This window comes from Mesorhizobium sp. 131-3-5 (assembly GCF_016756575.1).
GTDB classification, from domain to species: domain Bacteria; phylum Pseudomonadota; class Alphaproteobacteria; order Rhizobiales; family Rhizobiaceae; genus Mesorhizobium; species Mesorhizobium jarvisii.
Map to the genome: position 1 here is coordinate 643,546 of NZ_AP023255.1, position 11,226 is coordinate 654,771.

At 60.1% G+C, this 11,226-nt stretch carries 5 protein-coding genes; 3 read left to right on the forward strand and 2 right to left on the reverse strand.

What is annotated here, in order from left to right:
* Positions 1 to 76: 76 nt before the first annotated feature.
* Genes JG747_RS35510 through JG747_RS35520 form a run of 3 tightly spaced genes read left to right on the forward strand, consistent with a single transcriptional unit; the run spans position 77 to position 9,808 of the window.
* A complete protein-coding gene (locus JG747_RS35510; RefSeq protein ID WP_199201380.1) occupies positions 77 to 6,040 on the forward strand; it encodes a DUF3320 domain-containing protein in 5,964 nt (1,987 codons plus the stop codon).
* A gap of 13 nt (positions 6,041 to 6,053) precedes the next feature.
* Positions 6,054 to 7,178 (forward strand): metallophosphoesterase family protein, encoded by a 1,125-nt coding sequence (locus tag JG747_RS35515; protein WP_199201381.1) that lies wholly within the window; start codon positions 6,054 to 6,056, stop codon positions 7,176 to 7,178.
* A complete protein-coding gene (locus tag JG747_RS35520; RefSeq protein ID WP_199201382.1) occupies positions 7,175 to 9,808 on the forward strand; it encodes an AAA family ATPase in 2,634 nt (877 codons plus the stop codon). Before JG747_RS35515 ends, JG747_RS35520 begins: the two co-directional genes overlap by 4 nt.
* A 21-nt stretch (positions 9,809 to 9,829) precedes the next feature.
* Here the strand turns inward: JG747_RS35520 and JG747_RS35525 are convergent, their stop codons facing one another.
* A complete protein-coding gene (locus JG747_RS35525) occupies positions 9,830 to 10,207 on the reverse strand; it encodes a DUF5615 family PIN-like protein (RefSeq protein ID WP_126057625.1) in 378 nt (125 codons plus the stop codon).
* Positions 10,208 to 10,211: 4 nt separating this feature from the next.
* Positions 10,212 to 10,862, reverse strand: coding sequence for a DUF433 domain-containing protein (locus JG747_RS35530; RefSeq protein ID WP_199201383.1), 651 nt, complete (start codon positions 10,860 to 10,862; stop codon positions 10,212 to 10,214).
* Positions 10,863 to 11,226 lie beyond the last annotated feature (364 nt).

Sequence of the window (11,226 nt, forward strand, 5' to 3'; positions counted from 1 at the left end):
AACGGCAGAGAATGCCGAGAATTCACTTTCAAATTCTGGCCGCAAAGTTCTATGTGAATGAAATAGGGGATGGGGCATGGAAACGAGTTCGGACACTGGCGACGCCGCCGGTATATCAGCCGCGCCCGTGATGGAAGTCGTGGCTGACATCGCCGCCAGCTTTACATACGCATCCTTCCAAAATGCCATTCCGGTGATCCGGTCTATCTCTCTCAATAACCCAACGCAGCAGGGCTTCGAAAAATGCACTCTCGAGCTGACATCGAACCCCCCTTTTTTGCGCGCCAAAAGCTGGACAATTGATCGGATCGTTGCTGGCGACCGGCTTCCCTTAAGCGATCGAAAAATCGATCTCGACGCCGGCTATCTGGCCGGTCTCAACGAGGCTGAGCGTGGGGAGATAACGTTGCGCCTGACCTCAGGAGGCGCAGTGCTGGCCGAGCAGCGCGTTGCGGTGCGCCTGCTTGCCCGCGACGAATGGGGAGGCGTCGTCGATATGGCGCAATTGCTCGCCGCATTCGTCATGCCGAACGACCCGGCGATCGCAGGACTGCTGCGTTCCGCAGCGGAGCGGCTCGCAGCGCATGGTCATGCCTCCAGCCTTGATGGCTATCAAAGCGGCAATCCGCAACGCGCATTCATGCTGGCGGCCGCAATTTATTCGGCCGTTGCCGGCCTATCCCTGCATTATGCAGAGCCTCCTGCAAGCTTCGAAAGCCGGGGCCAAAAAATTCGACGTCCCTCAATTATTACGGCAGAAAAGCTGGCAACCTGTCTCGATACCAGTCTGTTATTCGCGTCCGCCCTGGAGGCGACGGGCCTGCATCCCGTCGTTTTGATGTTTCAGGGACACGCGGCCGTCGGCGTCTGGATGACACAAAGGACGCTCGCCAACGCCATTGAACCCGATGCCATGGAGGTCCGCAAGGCGCTGGCATCGCGCGAACTGATCGTGTTTGAGACGACAGGTGTGACGCATCGGCCGGCCATGACACTGGAGGCTGCTCAACACGCAATCGAACAGCGGCTCGATGAAACGCAGGTAGCCACCTTTGTCGCAGCCATCGATATACGCCGCTCGCGTAGTGGCGGCATCACACCGCTTGCTTCGCATGAACCGATGCGCCGCAGCGTGGATGCAGAGGTGGCAACCGAAATCGCGTTGCCGTTGCCAGCCGCACCGGCCGTGGTAGCCCTGCCGGTCGAGATCGTCGAGGTAAAGCCGACGACAGCGGCCGGACGGATCGACCGCTGGCAGAAAAAGCTCCTCGATTTGACACTGCGGAACCGCCTGCTCAATTTTCCGGACTCCAAGAAGACAATTCCGTTTCTTTGTACTGATGTCGGCTACCTCGAGGACCGCCTAATGGCAGGCGCTTCGATCCGGCTGATTTCGCTGCCCGAACAGAATCCACTGGGCGAGCGGGATGCTGCCCTCTATCGCGAGGTGCACGGACGTGACCTCCAGCGTGGCTTTGCCGCGGAAGCGCTTCTGCGCGACGAGCTCCCGTCGACGCTCGATGGGCGTCAATTGGAATCCCGGCTGATCGATCTTTACCGGCAAGTGCGCAACGATTTTGCCGAGGGCGGCGCGAATACGCTCTTCCTGGCGGTCGGCTTCCTGCGCTGGAAGAAGAAGGCCGAGGACGAGCGCAGCTATCGCGCACCATTGCTGCTCGTACCGGTCAAAATCGAGCGCCGCAGCGCAACATCGCATTTTACCTTGCGCTTCCATGAAGATGAACCGCGATTCAACGCAACCTTGTTGCAGTTTCTCGAACGCGACTTCGAGCTCAAACTGCCACAGTTTTCCGGTGAGCTGCCCGAGGACGAAAGCGGCGTTGATGTGCCGCGTCTGCTAAGTCTCATGCGCCAGGCAGTGCGCGACGTCCCCGGCATGGAGGTGGTGGACGAGACGGCGCTCTCAACCTTCTCTTTCGCCAAGTTTCTCATGTGGAAGGATCTGGTCGAGCGCACTGATGCGCTGCGCGAAAACCGTGTCGTGCGCCATCTGATCGACACGCCGGAGATAGCGTTCGAGGGCAATGGCGCATCATTCCGGAACGAGCGCGAACTCGACCGGCACTATGCCCCGTCCGACATCGTTTCGCTGCTGCCGGCCGACTCCTCACAGACCGCCGCAAGTCTTGCCGCCGCTGAGGGCCGAGACTTTGTCATCATCGGCCCTCCCGGCACTGGCAAGAGCCAGACCATTGCCAATATGATTGCCAACTGCCTTTCAGTTGGCAAAACCGTGCTGTTTGTGGCCGAGAAGACGGCGGCGCTCGATGTGGTGTATCGCCGCCTGCGCGAACATGGCCTGGGCGCGCATTGTCTCGAACTCCATTCCAGCAAGGCGGACCGACGCAACTTTCTCAACCAGCTCAGGATCAGCTGGGAAAGCGGCGCGCGCGTGGACGCAGCAGAGTGGATTGCGATCAACGAGCGGCTTCGCGTCCGTCGGGACGAACTGAATGCCTATGTCGATGCGCTGCATCGGCGCCATGTCAATGGCCTCACGCCCTATCTGGCGCTTGGCATCGCTCTCAAGAACAAGCAACAGCACGCTCCGGTATTGTCATGGCCATCGCGCGATAGCCATGACGAGGCAAGCCGGCTGGCGCTGGAGCATATTGCCGCCGAAACAGGTGTCGCGTTTCATTCAGTGGAGATGCGGTCGGTCTTGCGTCTCATAGATGTCACCGAGTGGACGTCAGGCTGGCAGGACAATTTGCTCCAAGGGGCAAAGACCCTCAAGAGTGCGTCCGAGGTTCTAGCGACCGCACTCGACGCCTTCCTGGTGAGCATCGGCCTGCGCGCCAAAGGCGACGCGTCAAAAGCGGAGCTCGAAGCGCTGCGAAAACTAGCAGGGGCATTCCAGGACAGTGCCGGCCATGACGTCAGCATTGTCTTTGATCGAGATTTCGCCCAGTTGCGGGGAGCCCTCGCCACTCTCAATGAGGCAATCGGAGACTATCGCAAGTCTCGCAAGGACCTGTCGGCCCGCTATGACGGGGCTGCCGTTGCGCGCATACGGGTGGAGGACATAGAGCAGCAATGGCAACAGGCCGCTTCTGCATTCTGGCCAAACAGTCAGTTGGGCAAACGCAAAGTCCAGAAGCTGCTTCAAGGCTATGTCACAGAGGGGGTAGCCGATCCTCAGCACGACTTGCCGCTGTTGCGCGTGATGCAGGACCGCCGGGCCACTGTCGAAGCCAACATCCTATCTGGGAAGCCGATCGGATTTGCCGCACTTGATACCGACACCCACCGTATCGATCACATACTCTCGATCGCCGAAAGGCTTCGACAGACGCTACGCCTGCCCGGCCTTGGCACGGAGGATCTCAAAGCGCTCCTCCAAGCAACCGCCCCGAGCCTGCGAAGCGGTGCAGCAGATAGCACGATGCGCCATGGGGCAGCCCGCTTCCTTGCGGCTTCTGCAGCATTTGAGGCTGCCAAGACTCAATTTGCGATCCCTGCTGGAAAGACGCCTTCTTGGGCAGAACATGATAACCCGCTGACCGAATTGACGACTGCGATGGGAGACTTGCTCGACGCCCGTCATCTTCTGCGGGACTGGACTTCGTGGTGCGGCATTCGTCGCAGGGCTGTCAGTCAGAATCTGGGAGCGTTGGTCGACGATATCGAGGCGGGTCTAGTGCGACCAGCTGAAGCTCAATCCGCGTTCCGCCTGGCCTATGTACGCTGGTGGCTGCCGGCCACGCTGGATGCCGATCCGGTGCTGCGGAATTTCCGTCGCTTCCAGCACGAGCACGCTATCGAAGATTTCCGGGAAATCGACGATCTTGTCCGCGCTCAAGCAAGCCTTCGCGTCATCAGTGCCATCGCTCATGGTTTGCCGGCTGTGCAAAGCGTCCCGCGCAATTCCGAGTTGGGCCTGTTGCGCCATCAGATGGAATTGCAGCGGCCCAGCAGGTCGATCCGCGAGATGATCGGGGCTATGCCATCGAGCTTTGCCAAGCTCGCCCCCTGCATGCTGATGTCGCCGCTTTCAATCGCTCAATACCTACCTCCCGACAAGGCGCTTTTCGACGTGGTCATTTTCGACGAAGCATCGCAGATCACCACCTGGGACGCTGTCGGTGCTATCGCGCGAGCCCATCAAACCATTATCGTAGGCGATCCCAAGCAGTTGCCGCCCACCAATTTCTTTGGCCGCAACGAGGAGGACGAGGAAGTCGTCGAGCACGAAAAGGATCTTGAGAGCATTCTCGACGAAGCCAAAGCGGCCGGCATCCCGGTACGTGACCTGCGCTGGCATTATCGTAGCCGCAATGAGTCGCTGATCGCCTTTTCCAACCATCACTACTATCAGAACCGGCTCATCACATTCCCTTCGCCAACGGTGGAAGATCGGGCAGTACAGCTGCGAAAAATCACGACCGGCATCTATGACCGCGGCAAAAGCCGCACCAATCGAATCGAAGCCCAAGCGGTAACCGACGAGGCGGTCAGCAGGATGCGGCGTTGGCTGGCCCTACCGGAAAAGGACCGGCCCACGCTGGGGGTCATCACTTTCAACGCGCAACAGCAGTCGCTCATCCTCGACCTTTTCGACAAGGCGCGACAGACAGAGCCGGAGCTTGAATGGTTCTTTGCCGACGAGCGTATTGAACCCGCCATCGTCAAGAATCTGGAAAATGTCCAGGGCGACGAGCGTGACATAATCCTGTTTTCGATCACCTTTTCGCAAGATAATGCCGGCAAGCGCAGCATGGATTTCGGCGCGCTGAATCGGGACGGCGGCGAACGCCGGCTGAATGTCGCGGTGACGCGTGCGCGGCAGGAACTGATCGTATTTTCAGGTTTTGCCGCCGACCAGATCGACCCCAACCGAACCAAAGCGATCGGCGTACAGCATCTCAAAGCCTTCCTCGATTTTGCCGAACGCGGCGCTGTGGCATTGCCAGCGCAGGAACGCGGATCGGTCGGAGCCCTGGAATCCCCTTTCGAGGAGGCCGTCGCTGCCGAGCTTGAGAAGCGCGGATGGACCATCGTCCCTCAAGTCGGCATTTCTGGCTTTCGAGTGGATATAGGGATCCGGCATCCCGATCTCGCCGGCGCCTATCTGGCTGGGGTCGAATGCGACGGCGCGACCTATCACAGTTCTGCCACGGCGCGAGATCGAGACAAGGTCCGCGAGCAGGTCCTGCGCGGCCTCGGGTGGAACATTGTCCGGGTATGGTCAACCGATTGGTGGTTTGATCTCGAAGGCTGCACCGAGAGGCTTCATGCCAGGCTGGCCGCGCTGCTCGAGGAAAGCCGTCGCAAACAGGCTGAACAACAGGAAAGTGAAGCCGCGATCCATTGGGACATGGGGCATAAGGTCGACCCCATGGACCAATTGCCAGCCGAAGACCTAGCATCGGCCGGCGAACCGGAACATCCGTCGATAAAATCAGAGCCAGACTTTGTCGTCGTTCCCCTAGCGACGGGAGAGCGCCTATCGGTATCTGCAGCAATGTTGCCTGCGGCCGCGCATTCGACGCATGATTCCGTACCGACGGGCGGCCGTTATCGCCTGACTGATCTAACCAGATTTTCCACCAGCCCGGATCAGTTTTATGACTTCGTCTACCGAGGCACGCTGCGGTCCATGGTCGACGCGGTGATCGAACAGGAAGGACCTCTGCGAGAAGACGTCCTTGCGCAGCGCATCGCACGGGCGCATGGCTGGCTCAGAACGGGCAACAAGATTCGGGAGCGGATCGACCTGCATCTGCGCGAGTTCGATAGAACTGAAGAATCCAGCGGCAGCTTCCTATGGAAGAGAGGGACGGTTGTCGACCTGCTTGACTATCGGATGCCGTTCGATGCCGATGCCCGCCGGTCCATTGCCGACATTCCAATCGCCGAGCTGGCCGCTGTCGTCGTTGCGAACGAGGACATTCTGGAACAGTCCGACCCCGCTCTCGACCTTGCACGTCTGCTCGGCGTCGAGCGACTTGCGGCGATATCACGCTCCCGGCTGGATGAAGCCATCGATCGCGCCCGGCGCTACCTGGCATCGACATAGTCTCGGAGACTCCATGTTTCGTTTCATCCACAGCTCCGATCTTCATATCGGCAAGCGGTTCGGCAACATGCCGGAGGATCTGCGCGGGCGACTCCGTGAAGCGCGCCATAGCGCGATCAGCCGGCTGGCAGAACAGGCACGGGTCCATGGTGCATCCACCATACTTCTGGCCGGCGATACGTTCGATACCGAAACGCCCACTCCAGCGATGTTGCGGCAGGCCATGGCCGAGATGAGCCAGAGCGCGCCTCTGCGCTGGATATTGCTGCCTGGCAACCATGATTCCCTGTTAGCTGATCAATTGTGGAGTGCAGCGGACAGCGTTGTGCCGGACAATGTCCTGCTGGCGACGCGGCCCGAAGTCTCGACCATTGCCGCGGACGTGGCGCTGCTGCCTGCACCGTGTACGACCCGCCGGCCCGGGCGCGACCTTACCGAGTGGATGGACAGCGCCGCAACGCCGCAAGGCGCCATCCGGCTTGGGCTTGCTCATGGCGCCATTCAGGCCTTTTCCGAGGATTCCGCAGCGTCCGACATCATCGCGCCAGATCGCGCGGCCAAGGCCGGTCTCGATTACCTGGCGCTGGGCGACTGGCACGGCCCAGTCGCCATCAATGAGCGCAGCCGTTATAGCGGTGCGCCCGAACCTGACCGTTTCAAACATGACACACCCGGCCAGGCTCTTGTCGTTTCCATTGCCGGGCCCGGCGCCATGCCGGAGATTGCGGCGGTCGAGACGGCCAGCTTTTCCTGGAAAACCGCTCCCCTGCATCTGCTGTCTGGTGACGACAGCTCGGCGGCGTTTGAAGCGTTGCTTCCACCGGTACATCTGCGGCGCCAGACCTTGCTGCGAATTGCCGCGTCTGGCCGGGTGCGGTTAAGTGGGCGAACCGCCCTTCAAGCGGCGATCGCGGCAGCCGCGCCCGACTTCGCTTATCTGGAGCTGGACGGGGACGGGCTCGCGACCGACTGCGAAAGTGGCGACTTGGATCGGATCGACCGCTCTGGTGCCCTTCGCGAGGCAGCGCAGGCACTGTTGGATGAAAGTAGTGACGAAACCCGGTCGGCTGTGGAACGCGACATATCGCGAGAAGCACTGGTTCGGCTGTTCAGCTATTGCGAGGCGATCGGATCATGAAACTTACGGCCCTTCGGCTCCACAACGTCAAACGGTTCGCTGGGCAAGGCGTCGCCATCGAGAACATAGGCGACGGCGTCAACGTGCTTTGCGCAGTCAATGAATTCGGCAAATCAACCTTCTTCGAAGCACTCCATGCACTCTTTTTCCAACCCCATACGGGGACGCCCGAAGGCGTGAGACTGCTACGGCCTTATAGTGGGGGCAATCCGGTGGTGGAGGCCGACATCAGCACTTCAGAAGGACGCTATCGGCTTACCAAGCAGTTTTATGGAGGCAAGCTGGCCAGCGTTATCGACCTCGATCGGGGGCGACTGTTGGCTCAAGCGGACGAGGCCGAAGGGTTTATCGGCAAACTAATCCATGGCGGAACCGCAGGGCCGGCAGGATTGCTCTGGGTTCGCCAAGGGGTCACCGGCAGCGAAAAGCGCAGCAAGAGCGAGGAGGATGGCGAAAAACGCGTGCGCGAAAGCCTATTGTCCTCGGTTCAGGGGGAAGTTGAAGCCCTGACCGGCGGGCGGCGCATGGCCGAAATCACCGCGGCGTGCGAGGAAGAGCTCTATAGCCTGGTCACGTCAACGCTGCGTCCCAAGAGTGGTGGTCTCTATGCGGCAGCGCTCGACGAGCGTGACAAGCTGCTGAAAGACGAGCAGCGTCTCAGCGCCGAAGTCACCGGTCTGCGCGATGCGCTCGACAAGCGGCGCATGGCGTTGGCGCGTCTGTCGGAGCTTGAAAACCCCGAAGAAGGCGCCACCCGGCGGGAAGCCATCTCGGCCGCGGAAGCCGCAGTCGAGGCCGCCAAATCGCACAGCGAAGCCTTGAAAGCCGCCGAGGCGGAAGCTGCCCTTGCCGCAATTCACCACGACGCGGCGCAGCAGGCCCTCGATAGTTTTCGGACCGCGCTCAAACGAGCCACGGATTTGCGCCAGCAGTCGATTATTGCGCAGCATCGCCGCACTGAGGTTCTCGATCGTCGCGCTTCAGCCATCGCCGAAAACGAACAGGCGATGGCCGAGGTTCAAGCAGCTGAACTGGAAGAGCGCCAAGCTCGCGAATTGCTCGCGCGGCTGGATGCGACCCTTTTGGCGTGTGACGCTGCCGAACAACTGGCCGGCTCGGACAACCGGTTGAAACAAGCCGAAGTCGCCAGAACCCAGATCGAAGATGGAGAGGCAGCACTGGCGATGCTGGCGGTGCCGGAACAGGCTGTCGAGCAACTGCAGGCGCTCGAAATCGAGATCGCCAGCCTTCGTGCAGCTCACCTGGCAACCCTGCCGACGCTATGCATGGAATACCGGGACGCCGCCGCCGATTTGGTGACGATCGATGCCAAGCCCTTGCTCCATGCAGAAGACCAAAGCTTTGCTGGCACCGTGCGCCTGGATATTGCCGGCATCGGAGCCTTGACCCTGCGATCGAATCGGCCGCAGCAGGCCGACCGGACCATCGAAGACGCCGAAGCGAAGCACCGCAGCCTACTTGCGTCCCTCGGTGTCGACAGCCTCAGGACGGCACGCCAGCGCCTGGTGGAAGCGCGCGACAAGGCTACCGAACTGGGCTTGGCGCGTCAGCGACTTGCCGATCTCGCGCCTAAGGGGATACAGCAATTGCACGAGGAGCTTGCTCGTCTGAGTGCCCTCGGGGCCGGGGACCTCGAACTCAAAGTCGATCCGCAACAGATCCGGCAGCATCATGCCGCAACCGAGCAGCGTGTGGCGACAATACGCAACAGCGTGCGCGAGGCCTTGCCTTTGCGCAGCCATGCCGACGGGGCTGTCATGGCCGCGGAGACGGCTTATGTCACCATCCAGGCGGAACTAACCAGCCTCGAGGTCATATTGGGACCCCATGCAGCGCGCGAGGAAAAGGAGCGCTTGCTGCTCACCGAGGCCACCGCACGACAAAAGCTGCGCGAAGCCGCCGGAATGCGCGCTGCTCCCCTGCGCGACGGCGCTCACGATCTCACCAGCGCCGAAGCCGTTCTGCGCCGCGCCCGTTCGGTTCAGGATGCCGCCACCCAGGAGGCAAGTCAGTTGCGTGTAACCCTGGCCGATCTCAATGGCCATATTCGCACTCGGTCCGAGGACGCGGTGGAAGAAGCTTTGCGCGAGGCCACAGAAAAATTGGAAATCGCTGGAGAGCGAGCGAGACGCTTCGAATTCGAAAAAGCCGTCCTCGACCGGCTGCGCACGACGCTGGTCGCTGCGCGCTCGACGGCACGCGATCTTTATCTGAAGCCGGTCATGTCCGAGCTGCGACCGCTGCTTGGATTGCTATTCGATGACATCTCCATAGTGTTCGACGAGAACACACTGTTGCCGCAGACCGTTCGCCGCAATGGTCAGGACGAGGATGTCGATAGGTTGAGTGGCGGCATGCGAGAACAGCTTTCGGTTCTGACCCGTCTGGCCTTCGCCCGTTTGCTTGCCCGCGACGGCCGACCCACACCGGTTATCCTGGATGACGCTTTGGTTTATTCCGATGACGACCGCATCGAGCGCATGTTCGACGCTTTGCATCGTCAATCACACGATCAGCAGATTCTCGTTTTCTCCTGCCGCCAACGCGCGTTCGCAAAACTCGGCGGTAACATTTTGCAGATGAGCGACTGGCAACCGGGTCGGTCATAAGCGGAGATCGCGCAGCCTCAGCTAGGGCGACGGCAGATCGTATCGTGTTACGATTGCAATGCCGTTTTCGATCTCGATTTCGATAACCTCATTAATCAGGAATTCCTCTGGGCCAAGATCCTCGAGGAGAGCATCGAAGAGCTCTCTCTGTTTTTCAGGCCCGACCTGAGGGACGACGATGATCAGGCCGGCGTGAACCGGTTCTTTGGCATAGAGCTTCCTGAAGTCCTTAGCATTGTTGGTGACGAAGGTGAAATCCTCATCGATAATGAGGGGCATGAGGTCCCAGTCGGTTTCGCCGCTTAGCCCAAGCCAGTTGACGTGGTTTGCTTCATGTCCGCGTTCTTGGGCTACCGCAACCAGAGACGTGTGCAGGCACTCATCGATCAGAAACCTCACGAGGTCACACGCGTCTTGACCTAGCCGACGGACGTGGGTCGCCCTTCAAGACCACGCGCTTCGACGACTTTATTTTCACGCCCTGCTCGACCAGCTTCTTAGGTCGCCCACGAACTGGGTGCGCGGCGACCCATATCCTGGCGAGCTCAATCACGCGCGGCGTTAGCTTCGGATATCCCTCCAGAACCTCCGCTTCATCTGCGCCCTGCGCTAGCATCGTCGTGATCATACGAACAGGGATGCGGGTTCCTTTGAAGACAGGCTCTCCACCCATCACCCCTTTAACGCGGCCGATGGCGGCCTCCGCTTCATCAAGATCCACGATGCGCGCTTTGAGCTGTTTACGTGCCTCGGCGACGTCGACGATCAGCAGGTCGTCGGCCCTTACGGTCTTGGCCCTTGGGGCAGCTTTGATTTCCTCGAACAGGCGGTAGCGACGATCAGCGGGCAATGTCGCACCCACGCCATACCAAAGCTTGAGCCGCAGCAAATCCTCGCCGGTCAATGCCCGTCGGACGACCCCACCGATGCGCCGAGCAGTGCTTGGCACAGTATCGACAATGCGTTTGTCGATCGCATTGTGTACCGCCTTGATTCCGATCCCGCTGACGGCGGCTGCCTCTGCGGGAGTGTAGATGCGAGCAAGTGCGCCCATTATTCTTCTCCTTGTAAAGAATAATATAGGCCCTTTGACCCCCTCCGTAAAGGCACGCGTCTTTGGAATGACGGCGGTTAGCAAAGGCGGTGGTGAGCCAAGAGGCCTCACAAACCCGTGAGGCTCGAGATGGCAGACTCGGCGCAGTATAATTGTGCTAACTGTCGAATTTGCAGTTGGCGACAAACGACACACGAGTTCGTCGCTGGCTTTTAACTCTGCGAAAGGCGCGTCTTCGAGCGCTTTGAAACCCTTCACCCAACGGGATCGGGACCAGCTGCAGGCCATCTGTATCAAGCTTTGGACCAAAACCGTTTCCAAAGAGATCGGCGCTTTGTCGTGTTCCTCTTGAGCTCACAACGGT

What these genes read in the sequence shown, in the direction of transcription:
- JG747_RS35510 (WP_199201380.1), top strand. Translation starts at nt 77, where the DNA reads ATGGAAACGAGTTCGGACACTGGCGACGCCGCCGGTATATCAGCCGCG.
- JG747_RS35515 (WP_199201381.1), top strand. Translation starts at nt 6,054, where the DNA reads ATGTTTCGTTTCATCCACAGCTCCGATCTTCATATCGGCAAGCGGTTC.
- JG747_RS35520 (WP_199201382.1), top strand. Translation starts at nt 7,175, where the DNA reads ATGAAACTTACGGCCCTTCGGCTCCACAACGTCAAACGGTTCGCTGGG.
- JG747_RS35530 (WP_199201383.1), bottom strand. Translation starts at nt 10,862, where the DNA reads ATGGGCGCACTTGCTCGCATCTACACTCCCGCAGAGGCAGCCGCCGTC.